Source organism: Paenibacillus roseus (genome assembly GCF_016424485.1).
Classification (GTDB): Bacteria; Bacillota; Bacilli; order Paenibacillales; family Paenibacillaceae; genus Paenibacillus_D; species Paenibacillus_D roseus.
The window spans coordinates 18601-33873 of sequence record NZ_JAELUP010000009.1; the positions used below are offsets into that span (position 1 = coordinate 18601).

The window sequence follows — 15273 nt, forward strand, 5'->3', positions numbered from 1 at the left end:
CTAATCCTCCTTTTCGAGAAATTTAGCATACAGCACAGGATGCTTTTCCTTTACATATTGAACGAATAATTCTTCCGTGATCTGATAAAGGTGCTTATCCTCTGTTGCTGCCGCACTTTTCATCGCTTGATGAACTTTTTTACTTATCACTATGGATATATGCTTTGTTTCTTTTTCTTGGCTACTCATTTCGTGAGCCTCCTTATCAGATAATCACCTCCCCTTATGGGGGGCCTCTTGGTATTTTACACCATGTGCCCAATTAAAGTTTAGAGATACCAATTGTTAGATTTTGTCGATAACTTTATTTTACTATTAAAACGCTATTTATGCAATTGCATAAATGCATATATCGTTATTTTTTTACATAATTTATTTGCTTGTGATTCGACGATAGCCATGGAAAATATACTTGACCCCGTTACTATCCGTGTAGTTCTTCCATCCGGAAACGCTTGATTCACTGACACCTTTTGAATTGGCATTGATAAATTTGTCATTTCCAATGTACATCCCAACATGGCTAATTGTTCGATCCCCTCCTGTGTAGAAGAAAACGAGATCGCCGGGTTGTGCAGCACTTTCAGCGACCGGGGTTGTCATATCGAATTGCATTTGCGCCGTTCCTCTAATATTAATGCCGAACTTAGCGAACACAAATTCCATAAGTCCTGAGCAATCTACATAACCCCGATCCGGGTTACGTGCGCCCAATTGGTATTTGACACCCAAATAATTTCGCATTTCTTGATAGACATCGTTTACACTAAATATCTGCTCACCCGACGCTAGAATGGGTGAGTAGTATCGCATGACATGCTCTACGTAATTGACATCACCATAGCTATCCCAACCCAAACGGTTGGCCTGCAGCATGGAGAATGCAACAGCCGTCTCTTTACTATATCCCCCTCGGGGTAAAGCAAAACCAATAAAGCCAATACCAAAGTTGTAAGCTTGCAGAGCCAGTTTTTCTTCTCCACCTGCGGTCGTTAGCACTTGGCTGAAATACTTAACACCTTGTGCAATGCTATCAACCGGGTTGGTGTATGAGTTCCTTGGTAATCCAGCAGATTCACTGGATTGCATGACATCCGGAATACGGCCTCCAGATTCTTGCTGAATTAGCGCGAGTAGTAACGGGACCTTATCCTCAATTCCATACTGTCTGGCATATTGTCTGACTATCGGCTCCAACTCCCTAACTTCAATGGATAGTCCACCACCTTCAACCATCATGGCTAATGCCGTGAGGTCAATTGTGAGATACCGATTTACATCTTCAATTTTCGCTCTGGTAATGATGCGGTCAGAGACTAGCATACTAAGTACTTCGTTCCAGTCCCTGGCGTAATATTCCGTTTTGTAGTAGCTGCAATCGTAGCTCTCACTTATTGTTTCAATTTCTCCGTCAACTTCTCGCTGTACGTCTCGGCTGCAGGTCTGTTCAACCTTCACTTCCACTTCACGGATAAAATATTTTTTGTAATTATAAACATGTGAGCTGCTGGATTTTGAAAAGTCTTGCTCAAGTACAACTGCATCGACGGCCATGACCTGTTGCCAGTTAATTAAGACGTCCGTTTCCCGCTCTATGCGCTTGGCTGTTTCGATGTAGAGATTAAAATCTGATGCTGATTTCCCAAGAGGAACGTGTTTGAATATCATGATTGGAACAATAAAGACCACAACAATGATGAGAACGAACAACATCATAATAATCATGATAGCTTTGACTAACTTGTCCGGATCGCTGGCGAGCTGCAACCCGATACGCGCTAACCAAACAGGCATTAACGTCCGCCTCCCGATCCAAACATTTCGAGTTCATAAGACGATACCATTGTTTTCAGATGGATACGTTTATTTCCCGCGACGAATAATGCTTCACCCCGTTTCCCAGCTCGTAGTGTTTCGGTCTCTTTTTCCGAAAGATCCATTAAAGTACGAAGCGCTTTAATGTCTTCATCCCCTTGGCCCATAATAATCTTGTAAACGGGATTATCAAGGAGTGCTTGCCCGAATCGGCGGACTTCAGGATCCAGAAAGTCAATCATGTTGTGTGTAATGACCATAATCCCACCTTCATATTTGCGAATCCTTTTTGATGTGTTTCTAAGGAATTGCAGCGATTGTGGCGCTTCCGGATCTACCAACAAATAGGCTTCATCCACAACAAGAATAACCTTTTGTGAACGGTCTTCTGAAATTTGATCCCATGCCCAACCAAATATGTTGAAAAATTGAGCACGTTGTATTGATGCATCAGCTTCTAGCAACCGGTTAATATCTAAACAGACAAAACGTGAATTTGTCTTGATTGTTGTCGTACCGGACCAAAGCGCTTGGTCTGCACCTTTTGCAGCAGATCTCAGGATCAATTCTAATGTTTTCCATTCCGTGTTGTAGTCATTATGGGATAGGTCTAATTTGGACTTTTCCTGAAGTTTTTCGTAAAGATCTGCTATGATAGGCCATGCGTCATTGCTAAGGGTTCGCGGGTCTGTTCTCCATTGGATATGTTTATCTTGGTAGACTTCTTCCAATGCAATTTCAAGCAATGCTTCATGGATCTTTGTGATGTCTTTCAGATAAAGCTTAAAAAATGTGCGTAATGTTTGAAAATGTAGGGCAAGCGGTCCTAAATTAGACATCTCTTCGGTATAAAGACGATCCTCATCCTCATCTTCATCATCCATTGGGACTGATCGCACTTGTAATGGATTAATTCGTCCTTTACTCCCGCCTCCGCAGTCAATCCAGTCACCTTCAAGCTTTTCACAAAGCTCTTTGTATTCCCTTTCCGGATCCAGAATAATGATCTTTGTACCACGAGCATATTCATTCATCAGAATTTTTTTTATGGTCGTGGATTTACCTACGCCTGGACGCCCCATGACAGTTACATTCGAGTTTGTCCGACTGCCAAACCTAGTCCAAAAATCAACCAGTACAATACCTCCGGTTTTGTCTTTTCCTAGCAACACTCCGTCTCCATCGTTGATACCGGAGTACACGAACGGGTAGGAAGCCGCAACAGTTTCCACTGGCATATTCCTCTGTCCCAAATTCGCGATATCTGGCGACAGCATTTTAAACGGAGCGACACTTTGAAATCCTTCCTCTTGTTGGTATGTAGGTACTCTCCCACGCATACCAGCTCCAGCTAATATAGATTCCACTTGCTTTTTGCGCTGTAATAATTGATCTTGCTCTAATGCTGAAATGAGGATGACGACTGTTAACAGAAATACGTTTTGTTTCTCACTATCAATCTTCCGGAGCAATGTTTTTGCATCATCATATTGATCTTGCGTACGTTGCATGGTTAAAGGGTTTCCGCCTTGCACGAGTTTTCCTCCCAGTGCTCCCATAGATACGTTGATTTGATGAACCAAATCGTATGGATTAGTGGGTTCCGCATGTATTGACACAACAACGCCAGGTAATGTAGCGATTCGTGACAACCATGCAGCTCTGACTCGTGGAGGATAGTCCGTAATGGTGATTACAGCTTGTAAGGTTTCACCAAATTGAATAGCCTTTGCTTGAAAATGTAAAGTCGTGGGGCTGATTACGTCCAGAAAAGCTGTCATTTTTGCTGTGTTCTGAGGTACTATTTTTTTCTTCGTTTTTATTTCACTCATGGAATCCCCCTACTTGTGGTGGTAAGCCGAATTGATGATTTGGAGCACGTTCGAATGCTGCCTGATTTGAGTTTGTGAAGATGAATAACAAGTCCCGGAGTTCTTCATCATTGCATACATGGGCAATTAAGTCTGCCCCAACTAAATTGGATGCTAATTCATTTGTACGTTGGAACAACAGAATTTCATCCTTTTGTGTAGTTTTTCCTAATTTTTGATCCAGGAGGATATAAAACTGTCGCTCTACCGTTTCACCACTTGTAGCCAAAGCTGCTGCATGTGACATATAAGAGTTTAAAAGACGATTTCGAATATCATCTTCTTTGTTGATTTTTTTGATCTCTTGTTGTAATTCCTCTTTTGTCTCGCTTTTTGTCTCCGTCACGTTACTTTTCAATTCCTCCATTCTGGTAATGAAATTATCCAAATCAACGGGTCTTGCGATAGAAATAATTTGAAACGTATATTCAATTCCATTTAGGACTTCTTCGAATGATTTTATTTTGGCGTATTTCTCGTTATCTGAAAGTAATTCGAAGTTCACCGGCTGAATTCGGATCGCCGTGATGATGGATCCATCACGGCGATGCATGAAGCCATTAAACACATCGGTAACAGGCATCCAGGATTGAGTGCTTGATTGTGTAACAGTACGTGACTGAGTTGGAGCCGCCGTAGGAACGGCAACTCCAGTCGCTGGCTTCTTTCGATTAAATAGATCTTTAAACAAGATGATCCTCCTTTCTTCTTCCATGACCAAAACGATAGAAATATTTTTTTCTTTTTCTACGATACTGGCGCATGGCCATTAAATGATCTAGTCCATTCCTTCCGGTTCTTAGGTCGGGTTTTCCAAGTATAAACCCGATGGTTGTAAATAGAACGGCTGGTAAAATTGAAAAGATTGAATTTGTAATGAATAACAAAGGGGTTGCTATAGTACCCCCGATGATCAATCCAGCAAGCATCATGAATAACTCTTTAAATCCAAATCCGTTAAAAAACTCGAATTTAGAACTTACGTTTTTAGGAATCAAAAAATTCAATCCATTCACTCCTTTTACTTGAGGAACCGACGCATCAGTACCATAGAACCAACGGACTGAGCTGCACCACCTGCTACTTTACCTACGCCCGTGGAATGAATATATTGTTTTAAAATTGAAGGGGATTTGTAAGTTACCCACAAAAAACCACAGAATAAAAATAGACTAAAGAGCGCGGTACCCCCACCAAAATTAAAATCGGTTAGTGTGAAGAAGCTTATTTTTACTAGAACCATTTGTATGGCTTGTGCCATACATAAGGTTAATAGTTCTTTAAACCAGGCTCCAAAAGCTTGGGAATTACTGTTGGTAAGCCCAAGGGCCATGAAACTTCCGATAATGGCTGCTACTGCAAGTTCTGCAGCACGCAGGAAGGTTTGAATCAAAATGATGATAAAAACAATTACAGCAAAAATAATGCCTAAGAACACGAAAAATATAAATTGTCCGCCTCCGCCTGTAGCCATGTTTAGGAGACGTTCCATAGGTGTTGCTGCATTTTGAAGGTCAACACCCGGAAGTTTAGCAACATCACCGGCAACTGCAGTACCAAACTCATAAAACCATTTTACAAGCCAAGGCATACTACTAATAATAGCTGCCGACGCCATTGATCGGATCAGTAATCCACCAGGGTCAGCATCAGGATCCCCACTCATCCTCATGATATATGTCATCCATGCTTCGAATGCTATTTTTGAAACAAGTATTGTACCTGCTAGAGCTTGGCTGAAAATAATAGCTTGTGTAACAACTGGCAGGCCGAGGACTTCCCCGGCCATGCCATTAATGGCATTCAAGAATTGCAGAAAAAAATTAATGCCTTGTTCGATGATCCCCTTGATGTAGTTCTCAATGGCCTCGTTTATGAGCCATGACACAAATCTTCACCTGCTTTCTATTTAGAATTTTTAAGAATAGTAACTAATGACTAACTGAACTATGCCAACGGCTGAAAAAGCAATAATTGTACTGATTAGAATTCTCTTCATGGCCTTGTTTCGCATCGCAATGGCGTTTTCGTCACCATCAGCCAATCCTTTCATCCATGCTTGATATCCCATCATTGAGGCCGCAGTGATAGGAACAAGAATTAGAACCCATTTGAGAAAATCCTGTCCGAGCCTTTTGGAGCCTGTTACAACAACTGGATCACCACCAGGAGTGCTAGCGAATGCAACCGGTGATACAGCAATTACAAGTAGTAGAAATAAGGCAGTGAAGTAAGTCGTACGGTTCCAAATCATTTTTTTTATAAAATTCATTTGATGTTTCCCTCCAGTATTACTTTTTTTCATCTTCTTCATTCCATTTCAATAGATCATCTGACGTTTCTTCTGTTTCTGTATGATCTTCCAACACGAATGTTTCTTCTTCCTCTGCAGCAACCGATTTTGGAGTGTCTTCTTCGTAACCGGCTGCTACCATTTCAATTAAATCGTCAAATTCATGGGGGTCGAAATCCTCAAGATTCCCTTGATGAACGTCCGAGTTCAAAATTTCGTTTTCAGACCTTGGTTCGTTGTCGGGGTTAATGAAAACAATATCTTCTTCGTTGTCGTTTTCATGATTATCAGAAGATTGCTCGTTGAAACCAGGAACGAAGATCGGAACCCTAGTAATCACGCGTTCTTCTTCTATTCCCACATTATCGATGTCTTCATTTGCGGGCCAAAGAGAAAGGTCCGGCATCGGCACTCGCGCCGGATCATGTCGCAACCATAAAACAAGTGCTTCATCATCTGGGAAACGTTCGAGTTCTTCCGGTTTCAACAATCGTCTGCCGGTTCGACCTTGATTGTAACCGTGAGAGATGCGTGACCGTCCACCGTCATTAATACTGGATCCGTGCGTTTCAATTGTCTTGTCTCCAAGCTTTTTGCTGATTTCTTCTGCCGTCTTAGGAGAAGAAGTCAAGAGATAAAGCCAAACATGACAATTACCTTTAATCGTTTCAGCAGCTCCTTGATACAGTACCTCTAATTGCTGAAAGTCTTGTACAATGAGATGCCAACGGACACCGCGTCCACCCGATACCGTGAGCTTGGTTGCAAAATCTTTAAATGGCGGCATATTACCAAATTCATCCAGTATCATATTTACCCTAACCGGAATCCTTCCCCCATTTTTGTTCGCCAGCTTCACTAACGCCTGGTAGGTCTGCTCTACATAGAGAGCAGCCAATTGATGCCGAGTAGTATCCTCATCAGGGATAATTAGGAATACGGCTGTTTTTTCTTTTCCTACATTCTCCAGCTCGTGATCTTGCGAACCCGTTATGTACTGCATGGCAGGGTCAGCAAAGTTTTTCAGTAGGGTTGCGACCGAGGAATAGAAACTTCCTCTCATTTTTTCAGGGGCCAGCCGCGCCGCGATAAACGCAGCGCGCGCCGGATGGTCTTTAGGCAAGCTTTTCATGTATTCATTCAGTGGTACATAGTCCATAAGCTGATTGCCTACTTTTACTTTCTGAACTTCCCCCAACTCACCAAGCATCGTATAAACGCTGGTGAGATGCTTTTGATCATCCCGATCTGCTTCCATTGCGATTGCAAGCGTCAGAGCTTGAAGCACGGATTCTGCACCGTTATTCCAGGTTTGATCCCCGTTTTTGGAGCCTGGAGATTGATGCACAAACATGTGCGACATACTTGATGCGAATTGTACTGCTTCCGCTTCTTTGTTCTCTTTTAGAGCCTTGATGACGGGATGCATCGGGTTCCATCGATTCCCTCGCCCCGGCTCACGAAAATCTAAATAGACAATCTTATAGCCCATCATTTCAAGCAGAAATCGTTTAGCCTTTGCTAAGATTTCCCCTTTAGGGTCTGTTAGAATCATGGATTCTCCGGAGAAAGCCAAGCGCCATAGCGTTGGAAACACCCATCTCCGCGTTTTTCCAGATCGTGTGGCACCGATAATGAGGGTGTGCAAGTCTTGATCGATAATCCAGGCATATCCCTTTTTCAGCATAGCTCCAATCACGATACCGCCTTTTTCTGTCATCTCTCTAAATTTCCAAATGACTGCTTTTCTGTCCATTTCTTTTTCTGACATCCATCGTGCCGTACCATATTCGCCATTGCCAACTGAATCAGGACCTCCGATATTACGTCTCCCGTTTTTCTTCCCCGGCATATCCTTCCAAAATATCATGATGAGGGGGACTAAGAATAGGAGCTGCAGAATGGCCCAAAATTTTCCGAGTATCGGATCAGTGATTAGCAATTTTATCGCCCCGATTAGATCAAGCTCATCCAACCATAAATTAGCTCCAGATAAAGAATGTTTAACAATGTATTCTGGCAGTTGAATTAAGGATGGAAGAACTAAAATATCAATCAAAATCAGAAAAGCTAATCCAATTAATTGTCCTTTTTTAATTTTTTTCACCTCCCTCCAAGGCTCCCATATTTAAGAAGTTTCCTAATGTAAATTGAATTTGTTCTTCCATGTCATTATCTTCTGAACTCATTTCTATTTGTTTTTCAGGGAGCGCCGCTGATACGGCGACCCCCTTCTCTTTAATTTCGTTTAACGCATTTTTAATATAATCAAGGTCTTTTTGAATGAACTGAAACGGCATTACATGGTGTACGTAGTGTTCGATGGACTTCCGAATAAAATCTGACTTGTTTTTAGCTTGCAGATAGCATTGTTCTGCTTCAGGGCTAAATTCAACCTTTGCTGAGAGATTATATAACTGCCGTTTCTTTTTGGACAACATTATCCTCTCCCGGCTGCTCTCAAGGCGAGAGCTTGTGCAGCCAGGAAACCTTTAGCATTCGCAAATTGAGGATTTTCTACTTTTTGTGTGATCCCAAATGCCTGCTCAAAGTGCGAATAAAGGTCATCTCCGCCACCTCCACCAATCATAACGCTTGAGAGTGTATTCACTTCATCTCTCCACCGCTGTTTGAGTTGAGAGATTATCCGACTAGCTACATTCTCATTAGCTTGCTTTCTAAAGGGTTTCAAATCAATACTTTTCCCTTTTGCTGTAAGTATCCCATTCATTCCTGGCCAAAGGAGTGCTTTTTCGATTTCTTTTAAGTCAGGCTCGTAACCGCCTAACTCTTTTTTAGCTGCTTGCTGGATCTCTGTTTGTGCAGTATTCATACCAATGTCCAAAGAACCGGTAAACGGCTCTGGACGAGGTTGTAAGCCACGTTTACCCAAGGACATGAACAAGAAATCTGTTGTTCGGAAACCGATCTCTATCACTGCTAAAGGCTTGTTTAGTAGATTTGCATCTTTAACAGAACCATCAATATTGTGCAGCGCGGCGTAATAGGCTCCGGCTCCTTGCGGGAAGACAAAAACACTACTCACTTGGATCTTACTGTTTTTAGGCTGTCGCTCACCTTCTACAGATACATCTAGGGACAATCCTGTCAGTTTACGTTTAAGTTCCTCATGTTGCGCCGAAAATACGTTCATCGGCAGTCCAACTGCAAGCTCAACCGGTTCTTCTTTTTCATTTAGGATTCCCATCGCAGTGGCGATGAGAACTTCCAAGTTTCTATTTTTAGCATGTTCGTCTTCCCAGGTACGCGTACCGCCTGATGTCAGGCCAGCATCCCCAACATAATAAGAATTTTGATCCTCATCGCCTTTTTTGATCGTTACGATGTAATCGTCAAACTGCTCTCCAAAAACCCCTGCCACATTACTAGCCCGGCGAAGCCCTACAACAGAAGGGAATAAAATCGATTTCCCTTCTTCATTTTCGGCTTTGACATAACCAAAGCCAATATCTACTGAAATTCGCATGTTTACCTCCCCAAAGATAAATTATTTTGTAAAACAGCTTCACTTACTCCACTGGCAGCTTGTTCGATTGCAAGATCCTTCAATTCCTTTGATAAGTGAGGGTGTTTCTCAATAGGGGTATGAAGAACTCGGTCTTCACCCTTTAATTGAAACTCAAAGCGATCCCTTCCTAGACGATATCGTTCCACAGGCGTATTTAATTGTTCCTGGGAAACCATAGTCGGAACGCCATCAATCGTTTTTAACGTATCCTTCAAATTTCCCTCGCCTTGCTTCCAGCGATTGGCTTCCATTTTGACTTCGCCGGATCCTTGTATGATCATGTCTTGGGCTAATGTCTGCGCATCATTTCGATCATAAAGGGTTTCGATTCCCCCATCGACATTCCGATCACGAACGATAAAGGAAAATGGGTTTCGTTCTACATTCCATATGTCACCTTGGGGAAATTGAAAACTACGATTCTCGCCTACTACCATGGAATTGAGTTCTTCTTGTAAATTACTTTTTAGCGTTTGTACCGGTTGAATTACTTCTTTGGAATCTCCAGAACCATTTGGCTTTAATTCCGGTTCAGCAATCGATTGATCATTCTGTTTACTGCTATCCAAAGCTTTGACATCCCCGGCTTTTACAATCTCACTTGCTAGTTCAGAAGATCCTTGTGAATAATTAATTGGCTGAACGACTTGGTCAAATTGATCACGAACGACGAAACCTTGTTCACTTCTCTCAATGTTCCAGGTGTCGCCCTTGTTTCCAAACTGAAAAGAACGACTTTCACCTACCGCCAAGGAATCGAGTTGTTCTTCCAGGTTATTTCGAAGATCCCAGTCCTGAATCTGCTTCTTCGAATCCTCAGACAAAAGGTTCCAAGTCTCTGTCGCAGCTTCATGCTTCCCATTGTTTCGCTGCTGCAAATAATCCTGGGCCAATTCCGATTGAGCCACCGGATCGTTCTGATTGCTGACCTCCAATACTTTTACGTCTCCAGCTCCATACTTAACCATGGCATCCGCTAATTCGGAAGATCCGACTCCATTTAATTCATAGGTAGATTGAACGATCTCTGGATTGAATTGATCGCGAACAACGAAGCCTTGCTCGCTTTTTTGAACATTCCAAGCGTCACCCTTATTATCAAATTGAAAAGTACGACTTTCACCTATTTCCATGGAATCAAGTAATTCTTGCAAGTTGTTGCGAAGATCCGGCGCCAACTCTGATTGAGCTATTGGCTCATTTTGATTGGTGACCTCCAAAAGCTTTACTTCCGCTCCAGCGCCATATTGAATTAAATCATTTGCCAATTGTAAGGAACCAGCACTGTTTAACTCATAAATCCCTTCAACATTTCCCCATTCAGCCTGATCCCGAGCTGTGAAGCCTTGGTCGTTTTTCGTGACATGCCATGCATCAGATGTGTCACCAAATTGAAAAGTACGACTTTCGCCCATCGGTATGGCATCAAGTTGACCCTGTAACTCGGATACTTGTCCTACTTGAGGAACCGGCTCATTTTGGTTACTTACTTCCAGGAGTTTCACATCTGCTCCAGCCCCATATTGAATTAGATCATTTGCCAATTGCAAGGAACCAGCACTGTTTAACTCATAAATCCCTTCAACATTTCCCCACTCAGCGTGATCCCGAGCTGTGAAGCCTTGGTCGTTTTTTGTCACGTGCCATGCATCTGATGTGTCACCAAATTGAAAAGTACGACTTTCGCCCATTGGTATGGCATCAAGCTTTTCCTGCAACTCTGATACTTTTTCCTTTTCATCCATAATGATCAGCTACCTTTCTCTCTCGTTTTCTTGTTGACGAATTTGCTGCTCTCGTCTGGCCATTTGCGCCTTCTGAATCCGCCCTTGCGCTTCATTTTGCATTCTAGATTGCTCAATGGCGTTCCAGGCTGATTTCCAAACGGTTCGAGCAACATTCATCTGTTCTTCCATCTTAGGAGGACGAGCTGGCTTGACTGATTTAGATTGTGGCGAAGACCCTTTTTTGCTACGTTTTGAAGCGTCCTTTGAAGCTTTATTAGAGGCATTCGCCTTATTCACTTCTGCAGCTCCCCGAACAATAACGTTAGCGACCCGATCCCTTAAATCATTATGCGCCCTATCTTTGGCAGCTTTAATTTTGTCTGGATTGGTAGTGTGCAAACGTGTCATACTTTCAGCCGATTTCATATAGCGGTCATAAGATGCTCTGAAATCCGGGAACCTTAACATCTTTTCAGCAATTTCCAAAGCTTTTGTTTTAGCCGGTTCTGGCATGAACTTTAACGCCGCCCGACCACGGCCTGGCATCAATCGCGCTAATTCCCCCAAACCTTTAACAATTTCTTTCAATTCTTTCGGATAAGCTTTAGGAGCTAGATCAGTCTTCATCACTCCAGCAGACTGCAATTCCAATTCAACAAGCTTTGTCGCTCGTTGAACATCCCGAATAATAGCAACTGCTTTTTCCGTATCCCCCTTAGAGAGATCACGAATCAAATCACGCATAGCTGTTTTCTCTTGGGTCAGTCGGACTCGCTCACCACCATAAATCTGGTTCATAAAAGCGTTCTTCACATCTTTACGTTCCCCATCTGTGATTCGGCCTTTCCTTCTTTTCGGAACCTTTTCCCACATGACCAGATGGACATGTGGATGACCCTTTTCCTGATGAAAGGCCGCGACCCAACGGAGATTACTTTCTCCTATCCCCATCTCAGCTGCAGCTTGTGGTACAGCAGCCCGCAAGGCTGTTTCCCACCCTTTACGATCATCCAGATTTAAAAGCTTGGCGTCTTCTTCCTTTAAAGACAGAATAGATCTCCACACAACACCTTTATGAGTTTGGAGTTCATCTTGAATCTCATTTAGGACTGGTTTTTCTCCAGTTGCCCCAAACAGACCATGACTACCTGGGCGTTCAGATGCGTATTTCACATGCCCCGCTGCACTCCCTGGCTCTACACCCTCAGATATTTCTTTGAACGTGTACTCGGCATTCTCTGGCTTTTGAAGCTCATCCCCAAGATCAACGCCAGTTCGCCTGCCAATGTAACTAATGTGGGCAGCATTCTTTGCTCGATTTTCAGTATTTGGCGCATAAAAAGAAAATTTGAAAATGAAAGGTGACTGAAATCGTGAATGTTCATTCACCAGAGAACCAAATTTTTTACTCATTTGTTATTCACTATCTTCGTTCATCATTTTTTCTTGAGACATTTTCATGAAACCAACAGCTTTTTTACGAGCCGCATCGTGCAAGGATTGACCGTTTTTCCCCATAGCCTCATACAAATACTGAGACATGTACATAGAGGTTGAAGACGATATTAACGTTTTGGCATTAATTTTAGCCAAACGCTCAATCCCTGGTTGCATCGCCTCTTCGACTGCACGACGAATCATTAGCAAAACAGGATCAACCACTTCTCCAGCGAGTTCCTGTGCAACTGCATTTGATAGTAAACGACGACACAACTCAGCTTTTGATTCCTGTCTGATTGCAGCCAATGCATTTAATTGCGCTTCTAATTCTGCATCTAGCCGAATCCGCATGGGATTCATCAACTTGCTCATTTTTTCACCCTTTCCACAAAATGTAGTCACTAAAAACACAGTAACAATAATATTTTACCACATTTCGTAGTCCAGAAAATAAAAAAATAAATCATCTGTGTTCCACAACGTAGTCTTAAAAAAATGAGTTTCTTCCCGGCTTTGCCGGGAATGTGTAGTCTCTGCGCGACACGCGCCTTATCCTGCCTTAAAGAATTTACCCCTTAATTTCGGGGTAAATTGATTAAGGTCTCCCCTTTTCGGGGAGAATGATTTCAGCAATTTTAGCTGCTATTGTGCCGGATTGTTTCCCCTTTCCAAGAAAGTTTATCTCTCGCGGCGTTCTGTAGCTATTCTGGTCGCGCGAAGCAACCCCAACTGAATTTTGATTCTTTAGTTCGCAGCATGGGTTGTAAACTGTTTTGATGTAGGCAAATTGATCTAAAACTTCAAGAACATTTTCCCAAAATACCTATGAATATCGAACTAAACCCATTATAAACCAATCCATGTAATATGACAACTTAATTTTCATAACGAATTTATCACTACATGTATGGGATTAAAGCTTTTTTTAACCAAAAATTTCATAATTCATTATAACATATTTTCATACCGTGTAAACCACGTAATAAAAGGGTTTATAAGCTTTTTTGATTTTAATTTTCTTAACTATTTCGACACGACTAAACACCTTCAATAAAATTATGAATATTTAATTCTAAAGGAACAAAAAACCCTTATTAAATAAGGGTTTTTTGTTCATAATTTTATGGTATAGGTCTTTTTTCACATTGTTTATTTTATCAGTAACGTCCAATTCTTTCTGGCATTACTTCGGCTGACCATCCTTCCTTTATTGCCCGTTTAAGAAAGTTAACGGGTGATCTGATAGTCGATCTTGACTGTCGGAGAATGAGAAGTAATTCTAAGGATCGCTCTAAAGGTATCGGATCTAGCAATTCCAACACTTCGTATGCTGGATAGGTTAATGTAGCGATCTGATAAGCTGTTGTAATTGCCTTAAGCTTATTGATCTGGTCCATCAGTTCTACCACCCTCTCTTGCTTTCATCCACTCAGAATCTTTTTTTATAGCACTTTCTAGTGCTTGTTCAAAATCTCCTGATCCTTCGTATTGCTCAATAGTCCGAAGCACAGCCATGGTAAAAGGGCCAAGGATCGGCTCTATTCCCCTGTCTCCCCATCCTTCGGGATCATCGTATCTGAGATGTCGGTGAGCAATACGGAAATAAGCTGACACAGTATTCGAACCTTCTTCGCCGTTTACTATTCTGTCTATGTATGCCCACTCCTTTTTTGGTAGTGTAATAGAAACTTTTCTAGTCTCTCCAATTGTTGGTCTTCCCCGATTTTCAGTCATCCTATCACCTCTTATAAAAGTTACTTTTATTATATATTAAAGTTCCATAAAATAAAAGTGGAAACTCAGCGTTTGCCGAATTTCCACCATTTATGTTTTGATTTTTCTTTTGCTTCGGCCCTACGTTCTTCCAAGCTATCTTTCAAGTGTTTTAATAGTATTTCGTCCCTGCGATTTAAAGATTCCTCGATATAACGCTTCTGATCCTGCAACTCTTCTCTTGCAGCAGAAACTTCTTTCAGTAGTATCATGTTAAATTCTTCTTGTTTATTAACATACTGAATTATTCTGGCCATCATTGTTGTATGATCATCTTGGCTTTCAATTGCTGTAGATTCATCAGCCTGATATTGTTCCTTGCTGAATCGAATTGATACTTCGCTTGCGGCACTTTCAAGCGCCATGCTTCTATCTTGAGTCAACTCTTTGAAATAACGCAAAGCGTCAATGTCTTTCGTTGTAAATCCCCGCCGCCCCTGGTCATCTCGAAAGAAAATATAACCTTGCGATTCCAGTTGCTTACACCACTTCCGGACTGTACTATCACCGATTTGAAGAAATCCAGCTACTTCCCTACTCCAGTAACTGCGTTCTGGCCGGTTATGGGCATCGATCGCCATAGTAGTACCTCCTTTTGCTAAAGAAATGATACATAACGTATTCGACATTACCCTCTAGGTTCCTGCTTTAGGGCTAGTTCGTAGCGCCGCGCGCTACGGTGCAGGTGGGTTCTGCTGCAGACGGGAACCGGACGGCCAGCGCCGCGCGCTACGGTGCAGGTGGGAGCTGCTGCGGCCGGGAGCCGGACGGCGAAGCGCCACGCGCTACGGTGCAGGTGGGAGCTGCTGCGGCCGGGAACCGGAC

The 15273-nt window shown here is 42.3% G+C and carries 15 protein-coding genes; all 15 read right to left on the bottom strand.

Features of this window, described 5'->3' with window-relative positions; all coding sequences use genetic code 11:
* Complete coding sequence (locus JFN88_RS04075) at positions 1-189, bottom strand: hypothetical protein (RefSeq protein ID WP_199018056.1); 189 nt, start codon at positions 187-189, stop codon at positions 1-3.
* 183 nt (positions 190-372) lie between these two features.
* The gene (locus tag JFN88_RS04080; protein WP_199018057.1) at positions 373-1794 is read right to left on the bottom strand and encodes a bifunctional lytic transglycosylase/C40 family peptidase; all 1422 of its coding nucleotides are present in this window, start codon (positions 1792-1794) and stop codon (positions 373-375) included.
* Positions 1794-3647, bottom strand: a complete 1854-nt coding sequence (locus tag JFN88_RS04085) for a VirB4 family type IV secretion system protein (RefSeq protein ID WP_199018058.1) — start codon at positions 3645-3647, stop codon at positions 1794-1796. Before JFN88_RS04085 ends, JFN88_RS04080 begins: the two co-directional genes overlap by 1 nt.
* The gene (locus tag JFN88_RS04090) at positions 3640-4377 is read right to left on the bottom strand and encodes a TraC-like domain-containing protein (RefSeq protein ID WP_199018059.1); all 738 of its coding nucleotides are present in this window, start codon (positions 4375-4377) and stop codon (positions 3640-3642) included. The genes JFN88_RS04085 and JFN88_RS04090 overlap by 8 nt, the downstream gene beginning before the upstream one ends.
* The gene (locus JFN88_RS04095) at positions 4370-4693 is read right to left on the bottom strand and encodes a PrgI family protein (RefSeq protein ID WP_199018060.1); all 324 of its coding nucleotides are present in this window, start codon (positions 4691-4693) and stop codon (positions 4370-4372) included. Before JFN88_RS04095 ends, JFN88_RS04090 begins: the two co-directional genes overlap by 8 nt.
* Positions 4694-4707: 14 nt before the next feature.
* On the bottom strand, positions 4708-5574 hold the full coding sequence (locus JFN88_RS04100; RefSeq protein ID WP_199018061.1) for a conjugal transfer protein TrbL family protein: 867 nt from the start codon (positions 5572-5574) through the stop codon (positions 4708-4710).
* Between the two features lie 30 nt (positions 5575-5604).
* Positions 5605-5958 (bottom strand): hypothetical protein, encoded by a 354-nt coding sequence (locus tag JFN88_RS04105; RefSeq protein ID WP_199018062.1) that lies wholly within the window; start codon positions 5956-5958, stop codon positions 5605-5607.
* A gap of 19 nt (positions 5959-5977) precedes the next feature.
* Entirely contained in the window at positions 5978-8086 is a 2109-nt protein-coding gene (locus JFN88_RS04110; RefSeq protein ID WP_199018063.1) for a VirD4-like conjugal transfer protein, CD1115 family, read from the bottom strand.
* Complete coding sequence (locus tag JFN88_RS04115; RefSeq protein WP_199018064.1) at positions 8073-8420, bottom strand: hypothetical protein; 348 nt, start codon at positions 8418-8420, stop codon at positions 8073-8075. Before JFN88_RS04115 ends, JFN88_RS04110 begins: the two co-directional genes overlap by 14 nt.
* Complete coding sequence (locus tag JFN88_RS04120; RefSeq protein WP_199018065.1) at positions 8420-9466, bottom strand: ParM/StbA family protein; 1047 nt, start codon at positions 9464-9466, stop codon at positions 8420-8422. Before JFN88_RS04120 ends, JFN88_RS04115 begins: the two co-directional genes overlap by 1 nt.
* Before the next feature lie 2 nt (positions 9467-9468).
* On the bottom strand, positions 9469-11253 hold the full coding sequence (locus JFN88_RS04125; RefSeq protein ID WP_199018066.1) for a hypothetical protein: 1785 nt from the start codon (positions 11251-11253) through the stop codon (positions 9469-9471).
* A 9-nt stretch (positions 11254-11262) separates the two neighbouring features.
* The gene (gene mobP3, locus JFN88_RS04130) at positions 11263-12648 is read right to left on the bottom strand and encodes a MobP3 family relaxase (protein ID WP_199018067.1); all 1386 of its coding nucleotides are present in this window, start codon (positions 12646-12648) and stop codon (positions 11263-11265) included.
* Positions 12649-12651: 3 nt separating this feature from the next.
* Positions 12652-13047, bottom strand: a complete 396-nt coding sequence (locus JFN88_RS04135) for a ribbon-helix-helix domain-containing protein (protein WP_199018068.1) — start codon at positions 13045-13047, stop codon at positions 12652-12654.
* 1008 nt (positions 13048-14055) lie between these two features.
* Positions 14056-14409, bottom strand: coding sequence for a hypothetical protein (locus tag JFN88_RS04140; RefSeq protein ID WP_199018069.1), 354 nt, complete (start codon positions 14407-14409; stop codon positions 14056-14058).
* Positions 14410-14474: 65 nt separating this feature from the next.
* Positions 14475-15029 carry a MerR family transcriptional regulator gene (locus JFN88_RS04145; protein WP_199018070.1) on the bottom strand — a complete coding sequence of 185 codons (555 nt, stop codon included), beginning with the start codon at positions 15027-15029 and terminating at the stop codon, positions 14475-14477.
* Positions 15030-15273: the final 244 nt, after the last annotated feature.

Coding starts and splice junctions, on each gene's coding strand:
- JFN88_RS04140 (WP_199018069.1), bottom strand. CDS start 14,409: ATGACTGAAAATCGGGGAAGACCAACAATTGGAGAGACTAGAAAAGTT.
- mobP3 (WP_199018067.1), bottom strand. CDS start 12,648: ATGAGTAAAAAATTTGGTTCTCTGGTGAATGAACATTCACGATTTCAG.
- JFN88_RS04125 (WP_199018066.1), bottom strand. CDS start 11,253: ATGGATGAAAAGGAAAAAGTATCAGAGTTGCAGGAAAAGCTTGATGCC.
- JFN88_RS04115 (WP_199018064.1), bottom strand. CDS start 8,420: ATGTTGTCCAAAAAGAAACGGCAGTTATATAATCTCTCAGCAAAGGTT.
- JFN88_RS04120 (WP_199018065.1), bottom strand. CDS start 9,466: ATGCGAATTTCAGTAGATATTGGCTTTGGTTATGTCAAAGCCGAAAAT.
- JFN88_RS04080 (WP_199018057.1), bottom strand. CDS start 1,794: ATGCCTGTTTGGTTAGCGCGTATCGGGTTGCAGCTCGCCAGCGATCCG.
- JFN88_RS04085 (WP_199018058.1), bottom strand. CDS start 3,647: ATGAGTGAAATAAAAACGAAGAAAAAAATAGTACCTCAGAACACAGCA.
- JFN88_RS04135 (WP_199018068.1), bottom strand. CDS start 13,047: ATGAGCAAGTTGATGAATCCCATGCGGATTCGGCTAGATGCAGAATTA.
- JFN88_RS04105 (WP_199018062.1), bottom strand. CDS start 5,958: ATGAATTTTATAAAAAAAATGATTTGGAACCGTACGACTTACTTCACT.
- JFN88_RS04075 (WP_199018056.1), bottom strand. CDS start 189: ATGAGTAGCCAAGAAAAAGAAACAAAGCATATATCCATAGTGATAAGT.
- JFN88_RS04145 (WP_199018070.1), bottom strand. CDS start 15,029: ATGGCGATCGATGCCCATAACCGGCCAGAACGCAGTTACTGGAGTAGG.